Source organism: Sorangium sp. So ce590, assembly GCF_051521365.1.
In the GTDB taxonomy this organism is placed as follows: domain Bacteria; phylum Myxococcota_A; class Polyangia; order Polyangiales; family Polyangiaceae; genus Sorangium.
The window spans coordinates 935237-958305 of the sequence record NZ_CP150346.1 but is presented as its reverse complement, the minus strand read 5'-3'; the positions used below and the strand labels follow the sequence as shown (position 1 = coordinate 958305).

At 71.5% G+C, this 23069-nt stretch carries 16 protein-coding genes and 1 tRNA gene; 8 read left to right on the top strand and 9 right to left on the bottom strand.

Annotated elements, in window-relative coordinates:
* Window positions 1-407 precede the first annotated feature (407 nt).
* The 7 genes from WMF28_RS03615 to WMF28_RS03585 all read right to left on the bottom strand — a co-directional run bounded on the left by WMF28_RS03615 (window position 408) and on the right by WMF28_RS03585 (window position 11323).
* On the bottom strand, window positions 408-1982 hold the full coding sequence (locus tag WMF28_RS03615; RefSeq protein WP_437600637.1) for a PGRS family protein: 1575 nt from the start codon (window positions 1980-1982) through the stop codon (window positions 408-410).
* A gap of 35 nt (window positions 1983-2017) precedes the next feature.
* Window positions 2018-3058 (bottom strand): PEGA domain-containing protein, encoded by a 1041-nt coding sequence (locus WMF28_RS03610; protein ID WP_437600636.1) that lies wholly within the window; start codon window positions 3056-3058, stop codon window positions 2018-2020.
* Between the two features lie 491 nt (window positions 3059-3549).
* Window positions 3550-4926, bottom strand: a complete 1377-nt coding sequence (locus WMF28_RS03605; protein ID WP_437600635.1) for a hypothetical protein — start codon at window positions 4924-4926, stop codon at window positions 3550-3552.
* Window positions 4927-5144: 218 nt separating this feature from the next.
* On the bottom strand, window positions 5145-6209 hold the full coding sequence (locus WMF28_RS03600) for a PEGA domain-containing protein (RefSeq protein ID WP_437600634.1): 1065 nt from the start codon (window positions 6207-6209) through the stop codon (window positions 5145-5147).
* A 62-nt stretch (window positions 6210-6271) separates the two neighbouring features.
* Entirely contained in the window at window positions 6272-7489 is a 1218-nt protein-coding gene (locus WMF28_RS03595) for a hypothetical protein (RefSeq protein ID WP_437600633.1), read from the bottom strand.
* Window positions 7490-7514: 25 nt separating this feature from the next.
* The gene (locus WMF28_RS03590) at window positions 7515-10073 is read right to left on the bottom strand and encodes a protein kinase domain-containing protein (RefSeq protein WP_437600632.1); all 2559 of its coding nucleotides are present in this window, start codon (window positions 10071-10073) and stop codon (window positions 7515-7517) included.
* Window positions 10073-11323, bottom strand: coding sequence for a serine/threonine-protein kinase (locus tag WMF28_RS03585; protein ID WP_437600631.1), 1251 nt, complete (start codon window positions 11321-11323; stop codon window positions 10073-10075). Before WMF28_RS03585 ends, WMF28_RS03590 begins: the two co-directional genes overlap by 1 nt.
* A gap of 293 nt (window positions 11324-11616) precedes the next feature.
* On the opposite strand from WMF28_RS03585, the gene WMF28_RS03580 reads away from it, so the two are divergent.
* The 6 genes from WMF28_RS03580 (at window position 11617) to WMF28_RS03555 (ending at window position 18740) form a co-directional block, all read left to right on the top strand.
* Window positions 11617-11937: a hypothetical protein gene (locus tag WMF28_RS03580; protein WP_437600630.1), complete on the top strand. Its 321-nt coding sequence runs from the start codon at window positions 11617-11619 to the stop codon at window positions 11935-11937.
* A 62-nt stretch (window positions 11938-11999) separates the two neighbouring features.
* The gene (locus WMF28_RS03575) at window positions 12000-12623 is read left to right on the top strand and encodes a sigma-70 family RNA polymerase sigma factor (protein WP_437600629.1); all 624 of its coding nucleotides are present in this window, start codon (window positions 12000-12002) and stop codon (window positions 12621-12623) included.
* A 280-nt stretch (window positions 12624-12903) separates the two neighbouring features.
* Complete coding sequence (locus WMF28_RS03570) at window positions 12904-13479, top strand: hypothetical protein (RefSeq protein WP_437600628.1); 576 nt, start codon at window positions 12904-12906, stop codon at window positions 13477-13479.
* Window positions 13480-13901: 422 nt separating this feature from the next.
* Window positions 13902-14729 carry an electron transfer flavoprotein subunit beta/FixA family protein gene (locus WMF28_RS03565; protein WP_437600627.1) on the top strand — a complete coding sequence of 276 codons (828 nt, stop codon included), beginning with the start codon at window positions 13902-13904 and terminating at the stop codon, window positions 14727-14729.
* Window positions 14730-14807: 78 nt separating this feature from the next.
* Complete coding sequence (locus tag WMF28_RS03560) at window positions 14808-15779, top strand: electron transfer flavoprotein subunit alpha/FixB family protein (protein WP_437600626.1); 972 nt, start codon at window positions 14808-14810, stop codon at window positions 15777-15779.
* A gap of 213 nt (window positions 15780-15992) precedes the next feature.
* A complete protein-coding gene (locus tag WMF28_RS03555; RefSeq protein ID WP_437600625.1) occupies window positions 15993-18740 on the top strand; it encodes an ATP-binding protein in 2748 nt (915 codons plus the stop codon).
* A 230-nt stretch (window positions 18741-18970) separates the two neighbouring features.
* Here WMF28_RS03555 and WMF28_RS03550 read toward each other — a convergent pair.
* Window positions 18971-19044, bottom strand: a tRNA-Pro gene (locus tag WMF28_RS03550).
* 476 nt (window positions 19045-19520) lie between these two features.
* Between WMF28_RS03550 and WMF28_RS03545 the strand changes: the two genes are divergently transcribed.
* Window positions 19521-20129, top strand: coding sequence for a response regulator (locus WMF28_RS03545; protein WP_020732843.1), 609 nt, complete (start codon window positions 19521-19523; stop codon window positions 20127-20129).
* Between the two features lie 251 nt (window positions 20130-20380).
* Complete coding sequence (locus tag WMF28_RS03540) at window positions 20381-21601, top strand: chorismate-binding protein (RefSeq protein ID WP_437600624.1); 1221 nt, start codon at window positions 20381-20383, stop codon at window positions 21599-21601.
* Here the strand turns inward: WMF28_RS03540 and WMF28_RS03535 are convergent.
* Complete coding sequence (locus WMF28_RS03535; RefSeq protein ID WP_437600623.1) at window positions 21598-22998, bottom strand: serine/threonine-protein kinase; 1401 nt, start codon at window positions 22996-22998, stop codon at window positions 21598-21600. The two genes, WMF28_RS03540 and WMF28_RS03535, sit on opposite strands and share 4 nt — an antisense overlap.
* Window positions 22999-23069: the final 71 nt, after the last annotated feature.

The following is a 23069-nucleotide window of genomic DNA, read 5'->3' as shown; positions in this document are numbered from 1 at the left end:
TTCCCGCTCCCACTCTCCCATCCTCAGGCTGGAGCGCACACCAGAGGGAGGCATCGCGTCTCGACGGGACTTCCGGCGCATCGACATGAGTACTCCTTGGACGGACGGCACGGATTCTGCCGATACCGAAGGAGCATGCCAAGGGGTTTCTTCTGGAAACGGATGTCTTTTCGCCGACTTACGATCACCCATCTGGAATTGTCATAAAATCATACGGTCGTCTCCACTTTCCGCAGCCCTCGCCGATGGCAACGCTCCAGCACCCCTGCTCGCCGCCGCACACATCCCCCTCGGGACGCACCTCTCCCCTTCGATCGCGCTCTGCGCGATCGCCACCACCTCCTTCCGCTCCATCCCGCGGCGGTGCGGGCGCCGCTCTCAACGACGCCCGCTACCTCACCGCTCGCTCACGGAAACGCTTGCTCCGTCGCTGCCGTGCCTTCGGCTCCCGCGTTCTCCAACACGTTGCTGCTTCCGCCGGGCCCGCCCGCGCCCGCTGTGCCGGGCATCAGCGTTGTCTGCCCTTCCTGCTTCACCGCCTCCCCTCGGTACGCGATCGCAAGCGACGGCCCGCCGAGGCCTCCTCCTCCAGGGCCGCCGTTGCCTCCCTGGCCTCCCTTTCCTCCGTCGCACGCGGCTTTCGAGCCGCCCATGCCCGTGCCTCCGACGCCGCCGAGGCCACCGAGCCCGCCCGGTTGAAGGTCGCCGCCTGCGCCTCCCTTGCCTCCGTTGCCTGCCGTCAGCACGCAGTCCTTCAGCGTCACCTTCCCCTCCACGCTCGCCAGCGCGATGCTCGCTCCGCCGGCACCGCCGCCTTGCCCAGGCAGCCCGCCGCAGCCGCCAGGTCCGCCGCTGCCTCCGCTCGCTCCGGCCCCTTGCACGGCGCCTGAGCAGATCGCCGCGCCGCCCTTCGCGCCGCCTCCTCCGCCTCCGCCTTGCCCGGGCTTGCCCGGTCCGCCCGCGCCTCCGCTCATGCCCACGTAGCCGGATGAGCTCAACGCGCCGAGACCGCTCGCCGCGAGGCCGGTATCGCCGGCAGGGCCGTTGTCGCCGGCGCCAGCGCCGCCATTCGTGCCGCCGACGTTGCAGTTCCAGCCATCGGTACTCTCTCCGAGTCCACCAACACCATTACCCGGGCTCACTGGCGTTCCGATGTCGCCGCCGGTGCCATTGGTCACGTTGCCATCACCACCGCCACCGCCGATCGACAGCTCGCCGCCGCATGCGTTGACCACCTGAGCGCCGCCGGACAGCGTCATATCCGGCCCCGGCGTGCCATCGAGATCGCTGCACCCATCCGCTCCTGGGTTCCCAGCCGACGCCTGCGCCGGCACCTCGCCCGGCGCATCCGTTCCCTCCGCGCCATCCGCCCCGTTCCCGGCGATCAGCTCGCACCGCGCCAGTTCCGCCGTCGCGCCATCCACCAGCACCGCGATCGACGAGTCTCCCGCCGCCTGAGCATCCGCAGCACGCACCGACACGTCCTCGATCCGCACCGTCCCCACGCCCCGCATCACCTTCAGCGCGATCGCCTCGTCGGCCGGCGCCACGATCGTCTTCTTCTCCTCGCCGATCCATTCCCACCCGTTCGCGCAGTCGAGCCCGCCGAAAATCGATACGCCCGCGGGGATCTCTGCCGCCTCCTTGAACTCCTCCGCGCATGCGTACACAGCGTTTTCCTGCTTCGCCGCCAGCGCGATCGCCGCACTCAGCGTCTTCACGGGCTCCGCCTTCGTCCCGACGCCCTTGTCGTCACCGCTCGTCGACACGAACACGCCGCATGAATCGCCCACAGCGGCCGGCGCCTCGTTTGGAACGCACCCCTCAGGCGTGCCGCCTCCGGCACCACCACCACCACCGCCGCTGAGGAAACTAGGGCACGTGAGCAGGTAATCGCAGTCGCTCGTCAGCCCGATAGATAGAGCGTCGCAGCCGCTCGTAGCCGTCGATACCGCAATGCCCCAGAGCAGCAACCACGTCATCCGTCTCGTCTTCACTGTGCTCACCATTGCCCCACTCACCATGCTCCCACGACGAAGATTCCGCCTCCGCCTGCGTGCACCTGAGGCAGCACACGCAGCCCATGATCCGCAGATGCGCGGCGTTGAGGCCACAGCGCATACGTGACCGCGGCAATCGCCAGCGCGCCCGACGCCGCATAGCTCACCACGGATACCGTGCCAAAGCTCTCAGCGCGCTTTGCCTCGCGCTCGAGCTCGCGACAGTTTTCTATCACATGGCTCGGCGGCTCGATGCACCGTCCGCTGGCCTGTCGGATCACTTCTTGCTGCGCATTCGCCGTTCCTCGCGCATTTCTTGATAGCACCGTGGTCGTGACGCCGACTGCCAGCCCCACCGCACTCGCCGCCCCCAGCGCGATCACCGGCACCCAGCTCCGCTTTTGCGGTTCCGGCCCCGGATATGCTGGCACCGCGGGCGGCATCTCCGCCACGGGCGCCCCCGCAGCGGCGCCCGGCGCGCTCCCCCCCTCCGCCGCATTGGCGACCGGCGCCGTCTCCTGCCCCTCGCTCTTCAGCGGCGGCAACGCCAGCGCCGCCACCGCCGTCCCTCCCTTGGCGACCTTCACCGTCTTGCTTGCCGGCCCATACCCCTCCAGCCTCACCTCCACCCGGTGCTCGCCTGGCTCGACGAACACCTCTCCTTCCAGCGGCGCCTTCCCCACAGCCTTGCCGTCCACCGTCACCTCCGCCCCCGCCACGCCCGCCGTCACCACGAGCGCTCCCACCTGCGCTCGCGACTCCGCCAGCCGCTTCTCCGCCGTCGGCTTCAGCTTCGCTACGACTTTGAGCAGTGGCCAGTGCCGCAGCGCGAATGAAAGGTACTGCGCTGCTTCCTTGTGCTTCTTCAGCTGGTACTTCGTGTTCCCGAGGTTGTACGCCACGTCGAACGTCGGATTCAGCTCCCACGCCGACTGAAGCTCCGCCTCCGTTTCTTGGTACTTCCGTGGCCGCAGCTCGGACGACGGACCGCGTTCCTCGCACCACGCAGCTCGCGCTGGGGTGCAGAAGACAAGAGAGAGGAATACAAGGATGCCCACCCCCGGCCCGTGCTCGGCCCTTCGGGCCTGCGCGCGGTCCGCCCCTCCCACGCCCCGCGCTACGCGCGGGACGGGAGGGGTCCCCTGCTCGCTGGCGGCTCTCGCGGCTGCCCTGCGACGCATCCACCAGACCGCGGCCAAGACCAACGGCTCTCGCAGAAGGCAAAAGCGATCTGCTGCTGGGCTGCCTTCAGCGACCGTCGGATAATATCCGTATTCGCGGCCCGACACAGAAGGGGTCAGCAGATCTCCGGTCCGTCCGCCCGCGCCTTGGGCACTCCACGCTGTAGTGGCGAGGTTGTAAGCGCCGGGCAGCCCACCGTGCCGCGTCTCCACGACAAACCACTCCCTACCACCCCGGCGCGGGGCACGTCCAACCATTTCTTGTTGTCTCCTTCAGCTCACCAGCTCACGAAGCGCAGCTCTCGTTCTCCGACCAATTGCATTCCGTTGAGCTCCACGGAATTACCACCAAAACAACGCCGCTCTCCTCACTGCCCGCAGCTCGCATTGGCGATGAAGTCCCAGCATTCTCCGCTCAACCCCGGTTCGCCTGGGTTTCCGCCCGGCGCCGTGCTGCCCGCAGTGCCGGCGGTGCCCGCCATGAAGTTCGCCAGTTCGACGGCTCCGCCCTGCCCCGCAGCGTAGGCGATGCCCACCGCGTGGCCGCCTCGACCGCCGCCACCGGGGCCGCCCGTCCCGCCTTGGCCGCCATCTCCACCTCGGCAACCAGCGGAACCACCGAGGGTCGACGGCGTGCCGCCGGTTCCGCCGCTGCCCCCAACCGCACCCCCTCTTCCACCGGCGCCATCTCCCCCCTTGCCCGCCTTGCCCACCGCGACGGTCACCTCCGTCAGCACCAGCTTCGTCCCCAGACTCAGGATCCCGATGCTTGAACCACCGGCCTTCCCGCCCCCGCCTCCCTTCCCGCCGCAGCCGCCGGCTCCGCCAGCCCCGCCGCTCGCGCCGGGGCCCTCCACGGTGTTCGTACTGGCCCCGCAGAACTGCCCGGCTTTCGCTCCGCCGCCACCACCTCCCCCTTGACCTCGCATTCCAGTTCTGCCGCCGGTTCCGTCACCGCCAGCGATGCCGGCCAGCGTCAGCTGCGTGTCGCTCCCGGCAGCCCCGGCGCCGCCGAGTTCACCAGGCGCGCCGGGCTCTCCCTGCCGGCAATTGCCACCGGTCTGCCCTGCGCCGCCTAGCCCGTACTCTTCGGGATTCAGCTCGGGCACCGGCGCGCCGTCTGCACCCTTCTGCCCGTTGCCCTCCTCGATGCCCGTAATCCCGCCGGGCCCACCGGCTCCGCCGCGCGTCTCGCCGTCCTCACACGTCGTCACGCCAGGCTCGCCGCCGAATACCGCCACAACACACGCCGACGACGCGCTCATCGTCACCGCGTGCACTCCCGCCTGCGGCGTCTCTGTCGGCGTCTCCCCGCTCGCACCGTCCATCCCATCGCCCGCAGCCACGTCCACCTGCGCAAGCTCCGCCTCGACGTCCGCCACCGCCACGCCGATCGACGACCCGCCCGGCTCCGTCGCGCTCTCCGCACGCACCGAAAAGCTCCGCACCTTCGCCCCGCTCGCACCTTCCCCCAGCGTGAGCGCGATCTGGTTGGCGGGCGCCGCGATCACGCTCCGCGCCTCCTCGTTCCACGTCCACTCCGCGTCGCAGTCGAAGCCCCCGATCAACTTCAGCCCCGCCTCGATCGTCACGCTCTCCTCGAACGCACCGCTCGTGCACGCCAGCACCCGCTTGCCGTCCGCGTTCGCGATCGCTTCCCCGAGCGACGCGTATGGCTTCGCCTTCGTCCCGTCTCCGCCAGGCTCCGCGCTCGCGCTCGCGAACACCGCGCACTCGTCAATCACCGTACTCGCATCCTCGGTCGGGTCCGTATCGCAGTCGGGGTCCGGCGTTCCGCCCCCTCCCGTGCCTGACGGATAAAAGTGATCGCAGGTGACCAGGAGCCCGCAGTCTTCCGCCAGATCGCTCCAGAAGCTATCGCAACCACCAACCGCCAAGACGAACGCCAACCCGCCGACTGTCCTGCGCATGTTCCGCATGTGCCTTGCCTTCCGGAGCTCCATCACCAAGCCCCCATCACTGCGATCCCCGCGCCGTCCGAGTGCACCACGGGCAGCGCAACGGCAGATTCGGAGCGCTTCGGCTTTGGCCATAGAACGTACGTTGCCGCAGCGATCGCGAATGCGCCCGACGCGATGAACGCCACGCGTGCGACGTTGCCCAACGTGTCGGCACGAGACGCGTCGTTCCGGACCTGCTCGCATGGCCCGACCCACGCTGACTCCGGCCTCACGCACTGTCCGCGGCCCTGAATGATCGCAGCGCTCTGCTCGCGGGCGTCATCGCTCGCAGCGTTCGACGCGACCGTCGTCCCGATCCCCACGCCGAGCCCCACCGCGCTCGCCGCCCCCAGCGCGATCACCGGCACCCAGCTCCGCTTTTGCGGTTCCGGCCCCGGATATGCTGGCACCGCGGGCGGCATCTCCGCCACGGGCGCCCCCGCAGCGGCGCCCGGCGCGCTCCCCCCCTCCGCCGCCCTCGCGCCCGGCGCCGCCTCCTGCCCCTCGCTCTGCAGCGGCGGCAACGCCAGCGCCGCCACCGCCGTCCCTCCCTTGGCGACCTTCACCGTCTTGCTTGCCGGCCCATACCCCTCCAGCCTCACCTCCACCCGGTGCTCGCCTGGCTCGACGAACACCTCTCCTTCCAGCGGCGCCTTCCCCACAGCCTTGCCGTCCACCATCACCTCCGCCCCCGCCACGCCCGCCGTCACCACGAGCGCTCCCACCTGCGCCCGCGACTCCGCCAGCCGCTTCTCGGCCGTCGGCTTCAGCTTCGCCGCCGCTTTCATCAGCGGCCAGTGCCGCAGCGCATGCGATAGGTACTGCGCTGCTTCCCTGTGCTTCTTCAGCTGGTACTTCGTGTTCCCGAGATTGTACGCCACGTCGAACGTCGGGCTCAGCTCCCACGCCGACTGAAGCTCCGACTCCGCCTCCACGTATTTTCCATCCGAGTACAGGCGCAGGCCTCGTCGAAAAAACGCATCGGCGCGCGTCGCCGCATCGGCGCTGGCAGAGGCTTCCCGCGGCGCCGCAGGCTGCGCGGCGGCGATGTCAGGGGCGGCGATCACGGTCGCCGCAGTGAGCAACAGAGCAAGGGGTCGGCAGTTCATCATCATGGCTCCACGCGGTTTCACTCGATCACGTCATCAGCGAGCGGCTTCTCGGCCGGCACCGGCGCCTCCGGCGGACTCGGCGCCGCACGCACCGGCCGCGCAGGTGCCAGCGGCGCAGGCGCAGGCGCAGGCGCGGGCGGGTCGCTCTCGGGCGCGACATCGTCAAGGCTTGGCTCGACCGCCGCCGGCGGCGCCGGCGGCTCGCCGTCGACCATCTGCGGCGCTGCCGTCGGCGTCCGCTCCGAGGCCACCAGCGCGCTCCGCGCCGGCGCCCCGCTCGACGGCGGCGCTGGCTCTTTCTCTTTCGGCGGCGCCTGTCGTCGCGCGATCGCCAGCGTCACGAACGGCATGCTCAGCGCCAGCAACGCGAGCGCCACGACCCACCACCTCCTGCTCCACCAGCCCCCAGTGGCCGCCTGCGCGCCGGCCGGCGGCTTCGGTGTCGCGACCGGCAGCGGCGTCACGGGCAGCAACGACGAGGGCAGCAGCGCCTTGTCGATCGGCGGCAGCCCCCGGTCCGCCCACTGGCTCGGCGCCATCGCGCCGTGCGACGCCAGCGCGCCCTGCTGCGCCGCTGCGCTCGGCGCAACCACGGCACCTCGTGGCACCGCCGATCCATGCACCGCCGCCGCACCGCCGTACAGCGGCGCCGCCGCACCGCCGTACACCGGCGCCGCCGCACCACCGTACAGCGGCACCGGCGCACCGGACGGCGCCGACGCGCGCTGCTGCGGCGCCATCGCTCCGGGCGGCGCCGACGCGCGCTGCTGCGGCGCTCCGCCCGGCGGCATCACCCCGACGTGCTGCGGCATCACCGCGCCCTGCTGCGTCACCGCTCCCTGCGGCATCATCGGTCCGTGCTGCGGCGCTGCGCCCTGCCGCGTCACCGAGCGCTGCGTCTCCATCACCGGCAGCGGCGGCATCACCGAGCGCTGCGTATCCATCGCCGGCAGCGGCGGCGGCACCGCTCGCTGCGGCGGCCCTGCCCCCTGCGGCTGCCCTGCCCCCTGCGGCGCCGCCTGCCCCTTGGGAAGTGCCGGCACCACCGGGAACTGGAACAGCGGCTGCCCTGTCCGCTTCTGCTGCTGCATCTCGGACAGCGCTCGGTCCAGCTCCGGGTTGTCCAGGGCCTGCTGCAGCTTCCGCTCCGCCACCGCCGGATCCGCCTCGCGCTGGATGCTCTCCAGGTCCGGCAGGTACTGCCGGATGTCGTCGCTGTCCTTGTTGCTGCCCATATCCAAGACCTCTCTCCATCAGCGACTAGAACGGCCTGCACCCGACAGCCGGGCACGGGCCCGCTGGCTTCGCGCCCCCTTGTTTCGCCGGCGCCGCCTTCTGTGCCGGCGCCGCCTTTTTCTTCTCTTCCGCCAGCACCCGCAGAAACGACGGCTTCTGCCGCTTCGGCATCTCGTAGATGTCCTCGTCGTCCTCGGGCTCCGCCGGCGCGGTCCTCACCGGCGCTGGCCTCGCCGCCTCGGGCCGCGGCTCCTTCGACGACGCTTCGGCCTCCGCGGGCGCCGCATCCTTCGCAGGCGCCTGCACCTCCGCGGGCGCATCGGCTTCCTTCACGGGCGCCTGCACCTCCGCGGGCGCCTCGGCCGAGCTCGCCGCCGCGGCGCTCGCCGTCGTCTCCGGCGCGGGCGCCGCGGAGACCGCCTTCGCCGGCGGCGCCGGCGCGACCCTTCCCGGCGCCGCGCTCGCCGTCACGCTCTCGGCCGGCTCCGCGGAGGCCGCCGGCTCCGACGCGTCCCCGCTCATCGCTCGGAGTCCCAGCGCAGCGCCCAGCCCCAACCCCGTGAGCCCCAGCGCCACAAGCGGCGCGAGCAAGTACGCCCGCATCGACCGCCGCGGCTGCGCGAGCATCGCGGCCGGCGGGCTCGCTGTCTCTCTCGGCAGCGACCCCGGCGGTTGCATCGCCGGTGCTGCAACCTCCCTCGGCGCCGTCGGCCGCCCTGCGACAGGCAGCGGCGTCGTTCCCGCTCGCGGCGGCTCCATCACCGGCAACGCCGGCGTCACGTACCGCGCCGCAATCTCGCGCAGCTCCGGCGTCACGTACGGCGATCCGACCTCCGGCGCCGCCGCCGCCGCCGCTCGTTGCGCCTCCCTCCAGGGCAACTGCGGCGCCGATGCTCGCTGCGACTCCATCGCCGGCAACGCCGGCGCCGATGCTCGCTGCGACTCCATCACCGGCGACGCCGGCGCGGCGTAGTACTGCGCTCCCGCCTGCGGCAACGGCGGCGCCGCGTGGTGCTGCGCTCCCGCCTGCGGCAACGGCGGCGCTGCGTAGTACTGCGCCCCCGCCTCCGCTGGCGGAGGCGGCACCGCTCGCTGCGACTCCATCACCGGCAACGACGGCGGCGCCGCGTAGTACTGCGCCCCCGCCCCCGCCCCCGCCCCCGCCTCCGGCGGTGCGGTCCTCTGCGCGCTCCTCTCCGCCCACGCTCCCGCCAGCACCGCGGTGGCTTCCCGCCCCGTCCTCACCGGCCCCGCGGCTTCCCGCGGCCTCAGCGCCGGCAGCGTCGACGGCAACGGCTCCGTGTACCCCACCCCGAGCCCCCGCAGCGAGCGCGCCCGCGCCCTCGACGCCGCCGCGAACGGCAGCGCGCTCGCCGGTGCCACGAACTGCGCCAGCGGCGCCGTCTCCCCGTGCGCCACCCGCGCCGTCTCCCCGTGCGCCACCCGCCGCACCCTCTTCCCTCCCTCTTCTTCCTCGCTCGCCCCCGCCATCCCGCCCCCCTCGCTCTCGCTCTCGCCCCGCGCCCGCGCCTCCTCCGTCTGTTCCTCGCCCGCCAGCCTCCCCGCCGCCTCTCCGCTCCCGCTCACCGGCGCGCTGTCCTCTCCCAGCTCCACCCCCGCGAACGCCGCCTCCCGCTCCGCCTTCATCCGCTCCTGCGCCAGCCGTCGCGCCAGCACGTGCCCGGCCGGCACCGTGTCCCTCAGCAGCGACCGAAGGTCACGCGCCACCTCGTCGAACTTCGCGTACCGCTCCTCCACGTCGATCGCTATGCAACGCGACACCACCGGCCACACGAACTCCGGGCAATCCGGCACGATCTCGTGCACTGGCTCCGGCGCCGCCACCAGATGACCCGTCAGCGTCTCCTCCGCCGTCGCCGGCTCGCTGTCGTCCAGGAACAGGTGCTTGCCTGTCAGCACCTCGTAGAAGATCGCCCCGAACGCGTAGATGTCCGTTCGCCCGTCCGGCTTCGCCCGCTCCGCCTTCTTCGACGCCCCGTACAGCAGCTTCACCTGCTCCGGCGAGATGTACCTCACCGTCCCCACGTCCGGCAGGTCGTCCGTGTTCATCCCCCCGTCCGCGAACTTCGCTATCCCGAAGTCCAGGAGCCACACGTGCCCTTTCGCGTCCGCCTTCGTCCCCACCATGATGTTCTCGGGCTTCAGATCACGGTGCCATATCCCCTTCGAGTGCACGAACGTCATCGCGTCCGCCACCTGCAGCATCACGTGCATCGCGCTCAAAAAATCCAGTCGGTACGCCTTGGTCAACAGCTTCCTCAGCGTCCTCCCTTCGAGGTAATCCATCACGATGTACGCCACGTGCTCTGGCGACACCCCGGCCTTCCTCATCCGCACGATGTTCGGGTGCTTCAGCTTCGGATAGAACTTGCACTCCTGCCGGAAACGCCTCGCGAAGTCCTCTCTCCTCACGTGCCGCGGCGACATGCACTTGATCGCCACAACGTCTTCCGAGTAGTCCTCCACCGCTCGGTACACCTCCCCCATCCCGCCCGCGTCGATCAACTCCGTCACACGGTAGTCAAGGAACACGTCTCCGGCCTGGAGCGGTCCTCGCGCCATCACCACGCCCCCAGGCCGCGCAGCGCCAGCACCCCCAGTACCGAGAACACCACCGTGCTCGCCAGCGTCAGCCCCGCGAACAGCCGCGCGTCCACCCCCGCCGCACCCTCCTCCGCGGCCGCCTCCACCAGCCCCCCGGCTCCCGCCTCTCCGCCGCCCGACGGCATCGCTTCGAACCACGCCCCGCTCTCCGGCTCCCACGCCGCTTCCCCCTCCCCTCCCTCGCCCCTCGCCCCCGCCATCCACCCGCCTCCCCCTGTTCCCGCCGTCCCCGCCCCCGCCCCGCTCTCTTCCTCCTCCCCCAGCCCCGCCCCGATCCGCGCGAGCTCCTCCGCGAACGCCTCGGCGCTCTGGAAGCGGTGCTCCGGCAGCTTCGCCAGCGCCTTCAGCACCGCCCCGTCCAGCGCCCGCGGGATCACCTGCGCCGCGTGACGCGACGGCGCCGCAGGCGCTTCCACGACGTGCGCACGCAGCACCTCCAGCGCGTCCTCGACATGAGCGAACGGACCGTGCCCCACCAAGAGCGTATACATCAGCAACCCGACGGCATACACGTCGGTCCGCGCATCGACCGGCTGGCATCGCGCCTGCTCCGGCGAGGCCGTCCGGGGGGTCCCGACGAGCAACCCCGCCTCGGTCGGAACCGCCGGCCCGGCCAGGAAACGCGGCGGCGCTGTCCCCGGCCCCGTCCTGGCAACGCCCGCGTCGAGCACCTTCGCGACCCCGAAATCGAGCACCTTCACGACGCGGGCCGCCCCCGGCGCCGCCGCGTCCGGCGCGCACAGGAACAGGTTGTCGAGCTTCACGTCGCGGTGCACGATCCCGACCCGGTGCGCCGCCGCGAGCCCCGCCAGCACCTGCCGCGTGACCTCGATCGCCTCGGACACCGGCAACGACCCGCGCCGCTCCAGCTCCTCCCGCAGCGTGCACCCTTCGAGCCGCTCCATCACGAGATACGCCCGCCCCCGCGGCGTCGTCCCGAGATCCATCACCGCCACCACGTGCGGCGACGAGACCGCCGCGAGCGCCTGCGCCTCGACCCGCAGCCGATCCGCGAACCGCGGATCCCCGGCGAGCGTGCGGCGGACCAGCTTCACCACGACCCGCTTCCGGAGGGCTCGGTGCTCCGCCTCGATCACCTCCCCCATGCCCCCGCGCCCGAGCGCCCGGAGCGCGCGGTACGGCGTTCCTTCCAGCGCGTCCCCCCCGTCGCCGGGAAGCCGTGCGCTGTCTGACGTGAGGCGTGCCACCAGCGGGGTCTCCTGAAGTGGAAATCACGAGCACGGGGCCGGTTCAGACAAAGAAAATGCTCCGGCGCTGTCGATTGTTGAAAAACAACGTCGATTCAAGTAGTTGCCGGCCCACGAAGCGCTCGGACAGCAGCCCCCGGCCCGCGCCCGCCGCCGCCGCGCCCCCGGGCGGCCCAAGAAAAGGCCCTGGCGCGTCGCTTTCTCTGTCCGAACCGGTCCGCTGAAGGTGATTTGAGAGAGGAAGGACGAAGGGGCGCCGCACCGCACGCGGGGCCCCGCCACGCGAGGTCCCCATGACGCACGACGCTCCCCAGCACGACGACCTCCCCATCACGGGCGACGTCGATCCCCTCGTCGATGCCTGTGCCGAAGACGCGCTGAGCCCGTACCTCGGGGCGCTCTCGCCCGAGGAGATCGAGGATTACCGCAGGCTCCTCGCGGTCTTCATCACGACGCACCCGGCGTCGGCGCCGCTCTACGATCGCCTGCGGGCGAGGCCTCCTGTCCTGTCCGAGAGCGGCGAGGTGGCCCGCGAGGGCGCGGGCGCGGAAGGGGCGCGGGCGACCCTGGCGGCGCCGGAGCCCGTTGACGGGACCTTCGGTGGGCGGCGGTGACAGGCAGCCAGCGCCCCCCTCCATCGCCTCCGGATCATGAGCGCGTGCTGGAGGCGCTGTCCATGGCGCGCCACGTCGCGCGGACGACCGCGCGGGTCTATGGCGTGCGGACGCGACAGGGCCTGGAGGACTGCGAGCAGACGGCCTATCAGGCGCTCCTCGAAGCGAGCCCCGGATACGACGCCGCGCGCGGCGTCCCGTTCGGCGTCTACGCATGGAAGCGGGTCGCCGGCGCCGTCATCCGGCTGCTCACCCGCGAGGCGTCGTTCCGGCGCGCCGGCCTCGCCGCCTCGCTCGCTGCGGCCGAGTCGATGCGCGACGCCGGCGATCCGTTCGGCGACGACGACACCGACGCATTGAACCAGCTCAAGAACCAGTGTCGCGCGCTCGTCTTCGCGCGCTTCGTCGCGGACGCCGGCGAGCGGCTCAGGGCGCACCCCGAGGACGCGATGGCGCGCACCCAGGCCCTCGAGGCGCTCAGGACGGCGCTCCACGGCCTCGACGAGCGCGAGGCGCGCCTCATCGAGCTCCGGTACTGGCAGGAACTCTCCTGGGCCAACGTCGCCGCCGCGCTCGGCGTGCACGAGAAGTACGCGCTGCGCATGGACGAGCAGCTGCGAAGGCGGCTAAGGGGCGATCTGCGGGCGAGCGACGTCGATGCGCCGCCGCCGAGCGAACCGCCGTAGAGCGCCCACCGCGTTCAACCGTTACCGAGCATCACCAGGTCCAAGGTCGAAAAGCTGCTTGTCGTGTCCTCGCCTTCGAGGCGGCCTGCGAGGCAGGACGACGGCTGGAGGGCGGCGCCGGGCGGCCGCGGTTCAAGCCGGCCGAAAACCTGCCGCAGATCTGGTGGCGCGGGCACGTTTGCGTCGCGCGAACGGCCTTCACGGACAGCGCCCGATCTGAAAGCCTCACCGAGGGTGCGTTCCCCGGCGATCGTCGCCGGAGGAAGACCAAGGAGGCACCATGGCGCTCAAAGACCTCCCTCCTCGTCAGATGGTCCAGATCACGGCCGCGTGGCTCGACCCGGAGCGCGAAAGGCCGCGCCTCGTATCGCTGAAGCGGTGCGCTCCGCTCATCGACGATATCGAGGCGGCGCACGACGGGATCTTGAAGTCGCACCGCCTGCAGAAGAAGGCGAATGACGAGCTCACAGGCATCCAGCAAAAGCAGGTCGTGTTCGATCAGATCCATGATCGCAAGGCCCGCGGCGCCCACGCGGTGCTCACCGGCTTCGCCGATCTGGCCGACGATCGCGAGGACGCCGCGATCTACCTCGATCTCCGCGATCAGCTCTTCGCCGATGGGCTCAAGTTCATCTCGGCGAGCTACAGCGATGAGGCGGGCGAGGTGAAGCTCGCGCGCGACCAGCTGACGCCGGAGTCGAAGGCGGCGCTCAAGGCGCTGCCGACGCTGGGGGGCAACCTGCTCAAGGCGGGTGCAGGCGTGGTTCGCCGGGGGCGACGAGTTCGGCAAGCTGGACGCGCAGCGCATCCACCTGGAGGCGCAGGACCAGCCGGGAGCGACCGAGCTGCAGCGTGAGGCGGGCAAGGTCGAGCGCCGGCGCTCGGGCGGCAAGGAGACCGACGCGGCCGACGGCGCCCCGCCGGCAGACGGCGGCGCAGGCGAGCCCGCGATCGACGAGGAAGCGCCCGTGGCCGGGGTGGATTGACGTGGCAGCCCCCGCCCGCCAGCCCCCTCTCAACGGTTCGCATCCATCGCGCCCCCCGCCGCCGCGAGGCGCCTCACAACGGATCGCGTCCATGCCGTCAGAACCACCACGCCTGCTTGACGCACCACGTCGGCGCTGCCATGACCGATTTCCTCCGCCTCGGGCGCGTTATTTCAGTCGGGCTCGCCGGATCCACGCTCGGGTCCGCCGGCCCGTCTGTCGTGTCTGGCGCGCCCCTGCCCCGGGGGACTACGCTCTGCGTTACCCCACAGCAACAGGAGCCAACCGAGCCGTGAAGATCCTCGTTCCGCTCAAGCGCGTCGCCGATCCGGATAACGCGAACAAGGTGAAGATCCCTCCTTCAGGGGACAAAATCGAGACGACCGGGCTCGAGTGGAAACCGAACCCGTTCGACGAGTACGCCCTGGAAGCGGCGCTGCGCCTGACCGAGGACGGCAAGGCGCCGAAGACGCGCGCGGGCGAGGTCGTCGTCGTCACCTTCGGGCCCAAGGAGACCGAGCAGACCCTCCGCGCCGCCCTCGCGACGGGCGCCGACAGGGCCTTCCGCGTCGACGTCACCGACGACAAGCTCGACGGCGACCTCGTGGCCCGCGCCCTCAAGACGCTCGTCGAGCGCGAGAAGCCGGACGTCGTGGTCATGGGCAAGCAGGCCGTCGACGGCGACTCGAACCAGGTCGGCCAGATCCTCGCCGAGCTGCTCGACTGGCCGCTCGCCACCTTCGCCGCGACCCTCAAGGAAGAAAAGGGCGCGCTGCTCGTCGGCCGCGAGGTCGACGGCGGCGTCGCCACGCTCCGCGTGCGCCTGCCGGCCGTGGTCACGGTCGACCTCCGCATCGTCGCGCCGACCAGCGTCTACTCGATGAAGACGGCGCCCACGTTCAAGTACAACGACGGCGTGCGCTTCGCGGCGCTCCCCGCGATCATGGCCGCCAAGAAGAAGCCCCTCGTCGAGGTGAAGCTCGTCGACCTCGCCGCCGACCCGACGCTCAAGGTCCAGTACCAGGCGTTCCAGGCGCCCCCGGCGCGCAAGGCAGGCATCAAGGTGAAAGACGTCGGTGAGCTCGTCACGCGCCTCAAGGACGAGGCGAAGGTCCTCTGACGGACCGCGAATGCAGGTCGTGGCCCCCGCGCGCGCGGGGATGAACCGACACAAGTCGACGAGGTGCAGGAGGGATTCATGGCTGACGTTCTCGTGGTGGCCGAGGCCGCCGATGGAAAGCTGAAGAAGACGACCCACTCCGCCGTCACGTTCGCCAGGCAAGCCGCCGCGGCGCTCGGCGGGACGTACGCGATCCTCGTGATCGGCGACGCCCTCGGCGAGGCGGCCGCGGAAGCGGCGACGCTCGGCGCGGCCAAGGTGCTCGTCGCCGAGTCGAGCGCGCTCAAGGACTACGTCGCCGAGCGCTACGTGCCGACCGTCGCGGCGGCCGCCAAGGGATACGCGGTCGTCGTGGGCACCGCGAGCGCCTACGGCAAGGACCTGCTCCCGCGCGTGGCAGCCCGGCTCTCGGCGGGCTTCGCGAGCGACATCTCCGAGCTCCTCGCCGAGGGCTCGACGCTCAGGTACAAACGCCCGATGTACGCCGGCAACGCGTACGGGATCTGCACCGTCACGACCCAGGTCCAGGTCGTGACCGTCCGGCAGAGCGCGTTCGCCGCCGCGGAGCCCGCCGGGTCGAAATCGCCGATCGAGCAGGTCGCGGTCGTCCCGCCGAGCGCCGCCGCGGAGCGCGTGGAGTTCGTCTCCTTCGACCAGGTGAAGAGCGAGCGCCCCGAGCTCGCCGAGGCCAAGGTCGTCGTCTCCGGCGGCCGCGCCCTGAAGGAGCGCTTCAACGAGATCCTCGACCCGCTCGCCGACGTCCTCGGCGCCGCCGTCGGCGCGAGCCGCGCCGCATGCGACGCAGGCTACGCCGCCAGCGACCTGCAGGTCGGACAGACGGGCAAGGTCGTCGCGCCGTCGCTCTACTTCGCCATCGGCATCTCGGGCGCCATCCAGCACCTCGCCGGGATGAAGGGGTCGAAGGTCATCGTGGCCATCAACAAGGACGCCGACGCGCCGATCTTCCAGGTGGCCGACTACGGCCTGGTCGCCGACCTCTTCACGACCGTGCCCGAGCTCGTGAAGCAGATCCAGGCGGCGCGCAGCTGACCGTCGCGGCCACCGACCCCGCCGGGGTGCGCCAGCGCCGCCCTCGAGGGCCGCAGCCGTACCCCGGCACACCGGGAGAGCCCGCGGCCGTACCCCAGCACACCGGAAGAGTCCGTCCAGCAAGAAGTCCGCGTCCGGCAACGTAGTTTCCGTGTCAGGTCGCCCGCCTAGCATCTTGTTCGCGACCGGCGGCCGTGGGATCCCTTGAAGGCCATGCCCGAACGTTCGGACATCCCGATCGTCACGGCGCTCGCTCAGGCCAGGGCATTGCTGTACGAGGCGGCCTCGACCGCCGAGCAGCGACGGCTCCTCGGCCCGACGGTCGTCGAGATCGATCGCGCGATCGCGAGCCTCGACCCGACCGCGAGCGCCTCGTTCGAGCTCACGCCCCTCGCCGCGTCGGTGCCGCCGATCGACACCGAGCTCGAGGCGCTGCGCCGCGAGGTCGAGCGGCTCCGCGCGATCACGCGGCACGAGCGCGGGCTGCTCGACGCGCTCCTCAGCGAGAGCCCGCACGGCATCATCGTCTCCGACACCCAGGGCAAGCTGACCCTCCAGAACCGCGCCTCGGAGCGGATCTGGGCCGGCAGCGCCACCGCCGAGAACGTCGAGGGGTGGGGGCGCTACCGCGCGTTCCACCCCGACGGCCGGCCGTTCGCCGCCGAGGACTGGTCGATGGCGCGGTGCCTCACGCTCAGGGAGACCGTCCCCGCCGAGGAGGTCCACTTCCAGCGCTTCGACGGCACGCACGGGATGCTGCTCGGCAGCTGCGCGCCGCTCTTCTCGCCGGACGGCGACATGCTCGGCGCGGTCTCCATCTTCGCCGACATCACCCAGTTCAAGCAGCTCGAGGCGGATCTGCGCGTCAGCAGGACCAAGTTCTCGACGACGCTGAAGAGCATCGGCGACGCGGTGATCTCGACCGACGGCTCGGGCCGGATCGACTTCATGAACGCCGTGGCCGAGACGCTGACGGGATGGACGCTCGACGAGGCGAGGGATCGCCGGCTGTCCGAGGTCTTCCGGGCCATCTCGGAGCAGACGCGCGACGATCTCGACAACCCGGTCACCGAGGTGCTGCGGCACGGCGGGATCATCGGGCTCGACGACACGACGCTGCTCCTGCGCAGGGACGGCTCGGAGCTCGCGATCGACTCGAACGGCGCGCCGATCCGGAGCGACGAGGGCGAGCTCGTCGGGCTGGTGCTGGTCTTCCGCGACGTGACCGAGAAGCGGCTCGCCGACAAGCGGCGCTACTTCATCGGCGAGGCGAGCCGGCAGCTCGCCCTGTCGGGCCTCGAGTACGACACGACCCTGTCCAACGTCGCGCGCCTCGCGGTGCCGCACATCGCCGAGGCCACGGTGGTGGACATCGTCGAGCCCGACGGCTCGCTGAGCCGGCTCGCGGCCGTGCACGCGAGCGGCGCGAAGCTGTCGCTGGGGAGGGAGCTGTCGGCCCGCTACCCGACCGATCCCGAGATGCCGCGCGCGGTGCACGCGGTGCTCCGGTGCGGCGATTCGCTGCTGCTCCCGGACGTCGACGGCATGGCGTGGCAGCGGGCCTCGTCGCTCCAGCCCGGCAACGAGGCCTGGTCCGGCGCGCACGATCCGGTCTACCTCGCGCTGCTCCGGGAGCTCGGCGTCCGCTCGGCGATGATCGTCCCGCTGCGCGCCCGCGGCCGGACGCGCGGCGCGATCACGCTGCTCTCGACCGAGTCGAGCCGGCGCTACGGCATCGACGATCTCGCGCTCGCCGAGGAGCTCTGCAACTTCGCGGCGCTCGCGCTCGACAACGCCCAGCTATACCGCGAGTCGCAGCAGGTCAACCGCGCCAAGGACGAGTTCCTCGCCACGCTCTCCCACGAGCTCAGGACCCCGCTCACCGCGATCCTCGGCTGGGCGCGCATGCTCCGGCAGGGCTCGCTGAAGCCGGACACGCACGTCCGCGCGCTCGAGGCGATCGAGCGCAACGGCACGCTCCAGGCGCAGCTCGTCGAGGATCTCCTCGACGCCTCCCGCATCATCACCGGCAAGCTGCGGCTCGACGTGATGCTGGTGGATCTGCCGCCGATCATCAACGCGGCCATGGACGCGGTCCGCCACGGCGCGGACGCCAAGGGGATCGAGCTCGTCGTGCAGCTCGACCCGAACGCGGGGCCGATCTCGGGCGACCAGACCCGGCTGCAGCAGGTGGTGTGGAACCTCCTGTCGAACGCGATCAAGTTCACGCCGCGCGGCGGCAAGGTCTCGATCCAGCTCGGCAGGGCCGAGGGCCTGGCGCGCATCCAGGTGAGCGACACAGGCCAGGGCATCGTCCCGGAGTTCCTGCCGTACGTGTTCGATCGCTTCCGGCAGGCCGACAGCACGAGCACGCGGCCGCACAGCGGGCTCGGGCTCGGCCTGGCGATCGCCCGGCACCTGATCGAGCTCCACGGCGGCACCGTGAAGGCGGAGAGCGGGGGCGAGGGCATGGGCGCGACGTTCGTGGTGGACATCCCGCTGGCGCCGCGGGGCGCCATCGCGGCGCTCCGGAGGGCCGACGGGCTGAGCCACATGGCCGCCGATACGGAGCCGACGCTCCAGGGCGTCCGCGTGCTGATGGTCGACGACGAGCCGGACGCGCGGGAGCTCGTGACGACGGTGCTGGAGCGCAAGGGGGCGACCATCACGGCGGTGGCGACGGTCGAGGAGGCGCTGTCGGCGATCGCGCGCGAGAGGCCCGACGTGATCCTGAGCGATCTCGGGATGCCCGGCGAGGACGGCTACAGCCTGATCCGGCGGCTGCGGGCGCAGAGCCCCGAGCAGGGCGGGCGCATCCCGGCCGCGGCGCTGACCGCGTACGCGAGCGCCCAGGACCGGACGCGGGCGCTCCTGGCCGGATTCCAGTCGCATGTACCCAAGCCGATCGAGGCGTCGGAGCTCGCGGCGGTGATCGCCAACCTGGCCGGGCGCACCGGGTAGCGGCGAGGCTCCAGGTCGTCCGGGGCGGAGGGCCTCCTCGGCCTACCGCCTACCGAACGAGCGCCTCAGACCGACGTTCCCGCGGCGAGCAGGGACCCCTTCGGTCCTGCCGCACGCCGAGCGAACGCCTCAGCGAGGGGTTCCTGTCGGGCATCAACGACAGGGACGCCAGCGAGGACGGCGAGGGCCGTCCCGCGGCGATTCTACCTGTCAGCATGCGAAGAAATGAGTCGGGGCGAGAGGATTTGAACCTCCGACTCCTCGGTCCCGAACCGAGTGCGCTACCAGGCTGCGCTACGCCCCGTACGCTGCCGCGAAGCAACGCCCGCTGAACAGCGGGCGCGCAACATCGCCAAGAGCGAGCCTCCTGTCAAGACGAAATAAATCAGGCCCCCACCGGCGCAGCCCCCGCTCCCCCGAACGATGGCGCACCACAGCCCGGACAAATGGCGGGAAATGGCCGGAAACACAGCTCTTTGGCGCCTATCCGGCGCCCGGGACGTTTCACGAAGCCAAGAATCAGTGGAGCGCAAGAAAAAACTCCCGTCTCCACCTTGCTCAGGTCGTGTTAAAGTGTCACTGGAATCCCGATGTTGCCGATAGGAAGCAGAGAGCGAGGTGCCTGGGCGCCGGTCAGGGCTTCGCCCCTGCTCATGCAACGTGGAGTCAGGGACCGTCTTGTGCGGCCCCTTCCAGAACGGACAAGGGCGACCGGCTTCGGCGGTCGCACGTAAGACAAGAGCGACCGACTTCGGCGGTCGTACGTGAGAGGAGGAACAGGTGGCAATTGAGCTTCCCGCTGTACGCATTCTGATCGTCGACGACGACCGGGCGATCTGTGACTACATGCAGACGCTGCTCGAGCGCGACGGCTACCAGGTCAAGACGCTGGGCGATCCGACGACCGTGGAAGAGGAGGTCCGCGCGGGCGGCTACCACCTCATCATCCTCGACCTGATGATGCCGAAGCTCGACGGCATCGAGGTGCTCAAGCGCATTCGCAAGGTCGACAACGACATCGCCGTCGTCATCTTCACCGGCTTCCCCAACCTCGAGAGCGCCGTCGCGTCCATGAAGCTCGACGCGGTCGACTACATCAAGAAGCCGTTCAACGTGGACGAGTTCCGCGAGGTGCTCGCCCGCGTCATGCGCAAGAAGGGCCTCGCGCGGACCCCCGAAGAGCAGCTCCACCGCGTCATCGGCGACACGATCAGGAACCTCCGCAAGGACAAGGACCTGACGCTCAAGCAGATGGCGCGCCGCACAGGGCTCAGCGTGTCGCTGCTCTCGCAGATCGAGCGCGCCGAGTCGTCGGCGTCCATCTCGTCGCTCTACAAGATCGCCGTCGCGCTCGAGTCGCGGATCCAGGACCTCTTCGGCCACTACTGATCAGCGAGGGGCGCTGCCGGAGCCGCCACGCGCGGCTCTCCGCCCTCCGCCGACCCGCACGCCCGGGCAGGCGCGCAGATCCACGCCGTGTCAACGCCGCGCGCCGCGCTCGATCGCCGCGGCGGGCGGAGCGCCGCCGCAAGCGGCCAGGCAGAGGACGGAGGAGAGGGCGATCGCGCTTCGCACCGTGTTCCTCCGGGTACCTTGCCCTCCTTCGCCGGGCGGCGCAACGTCGTGTAGGCTCGCCGGCGATGAGCTCCGTCGTGACCCGCACCCTCCCGGCCGATCACATCACACCGGTCCGCGCCTACGCCGCGCTCCGCGCCCAGTCGCCGGGCCGATCATCGTTCATGCTCGAGTCCGCCGTCTCCGGTGAACGCTGGGGCCGCTACGCGATCCTTGGATACCGGGCGCGCGTCGAGAGCCTCCTCCCGAGCGGGTTCGACCCGTTCGCGACGCTGGCCGAGGGGCTCGGCCAGCCGGCAGCGTCGGGCCCGCCGAGCGACCTGGCAGCCCGCGTCTGCCAGGCATGGGTCGGCTTCCTCTCGTACGATACGGTGCACCAGCTCATGGGCATCGAGCCGTGGCCCGAGGAGATGTACCTCGGACGGGTGCTGAAGGACGCGACCGTCGTCGTGTTCGACAGCGTGGCGCAGACGATGACCATCGCCGGCCGATCGCAGGGCGCGGTGAACCGCTGCGCGTGGGAGATGGCGCACGGGCCCGAGCAGCAGAGCCTGCCCGCGCTCGATCCGGAGGCCCTGCCGGAGCACCTCGAGACGCCGGTGAGCGACGAGCGCTACGCGGCGCAGGTGGCCGCCGCGCGCCAGCGCATCACGGCCGGCGAGGCGAGCGAGATCGTGCTCGCCCGCAGGTTCCGGGCGCCGCTCCGGGGCGCAGATCCCTTCGACGTGTACCGCGCGCTGCGGGTGCTCGCGCCGTCGACGCACCTCTACTTCGTCGACTTCGCCGAGTCGCCGTTCGCGCCGGGGCTCACCATCGCTGGGACCTCGGGGGAGACGCTCGTGCGCGTCGAGCACGATCCGTCGGCCGGGCCGCGCCCCGGTGACGCGTCGCCCGTCGAGGCGCTGCGCGCCGCCCTCGCGGGCGGCAGCGCCGTCGGCCAGCCGGCGGCGCGCGCGAGCGCCATCAGCCGCAGCCTCGAGGCCGGGCCACGGTGGGTCTACGGCGGCGCGATCGGGTACTTCGGGCCGGAGGGCGCGGAGATCGCGCACACGCTCGGCGCCGTCTGGAGCGAATCCGGGTACTTCGAGGTGATGACCGGCGCGCGCATCGCGAACGGAAGCGAGCCACGAGCGGAAGCCGAACGGACGCACCGCGACGCGCGCGGCCCGCTGTCGGCCATCCGCGCGGCGCAGGAGGCGCGCAAGGCGCGCGACATCGCCGAGGAGAAGAAGGCCGCGGCCGAGAAGGCCGCAGCCGCCGAGGACGACGCGTCCCGGAGCGCCTAGCGCGGCCCGTCGGGGGCGGCCCCCGCAGAGGAGCGCGGCCGCGCAGGACGCGGCGGCGCGGCGCTCGGCGGCGCGTGGGCGCTGCGCTGGGGAGAGGCGAGCGGCGCTCGACGGAAGAGCGCGGAGGAGGCCACCTCGGGGGCGGCGGGCGGCGCCTCGACGCGGCGGGAGGCGAGAGAGGCCGAGAGCACGGCCGCCGCGGCGCCGGTCGAAGCCGTCGTCAGCCTGGGCTGATCCAGCCGAGCCGTCGTCGCGAACACCGCCACGCCGAGCAGCGCGATGAGGCCGGCCGGGATGACCCACCCCGCGCGCGCAGACAGCCCGTCGAGCCCGCGCACGACCTCGGCGCTCTCCGCGCTGAGCTGCGTGACCGGGGCCGCCCTCCGGCCCGCGCTCGGTGGCTCGGTACCAGGCTCCGCCCGCGCCGTAACGCCCGACGCCGCCACCTCCGCAGACAGCGCGGACAGCGGCCGCACCGAAGGGACCCAGGGGACGCGCGCCGGCGGGGGCGGGCGCAGCACGCCGGACGAGGGAGGCGGCGCGAGGTCGGCGATCCGGACGAGCAACTCCACCATCTCGTCGATCGACCGGAAGCGCCGCGCCAGGTCGCGCGCGAACGCCTTCTCGAAGAAGCCGTCCAGCCCGGCAGGCAGGCTCGGCACGAGCTGCGTCGCCGCGGGCGGCGGGGCGAGCAGGATCTTCGAGGCCACGACGCTGGCGATGTCGCCGGGGAACGGGAGCTGGCCAGTCACCGCGCGGAAAAGGACAGCCGCCAGCGACCAGAGATCGGTCTGCGCATCGAGGGTACGTTCCGACCGGATCTGCTCGGGGCTGAGGTAGTGCAGCGAGCTCGCGCTCACGTCGGCCGCGACCTCGCCCACGAGCCGCGGCGCGGCCCTCGGGAGCCCGAGGTCGAGCACCGTCACGACCTCCTCGCCGCCGTCCAGCGCGAAGAAGAGGCTCTCCGGCCGGAGGCCCTGGTGAAGGAGGTCCGCCGCGTGCGCGCGCTGGAGGGCCTCGCCGGCCTGCGCGGCGATACGCGCAGCCTCCTGGAGCGAGAGCCTGCTGCGCCGGAGCAGGCGGGTCGCGAGATCCTCGCCGGTGAGCAGGTCCATGGCCAGGTAGACCACCTCGCCCTCGACGCCGTGGTCGTACACGCGCACCACGTGCCGCGACGAGAGCCAGGCGGCAGCGCGGACCCAGCGATCGATCCGGAGGAGATCTCCCGTCGCGCCGGCCTCGGGGTGGAAGAGCTTCAGGGCGACGCGCGCGCCCAGCTGCAGCTCGCGCGCGACCCAGACCGAGCCCCGATCGCGCGCGACCCGCGCGCCAGGACGCACGAGCTGCCTCTCCAGCAGATACTTCCCCCCAACGATGGTGCCCGGTGAGATGTGCATATACCTGAGCCTCCTCCCCCACGGTAAAGTTGCACATCGACCCCGGGGCGCAATTTGTTGCGGCGCGATTC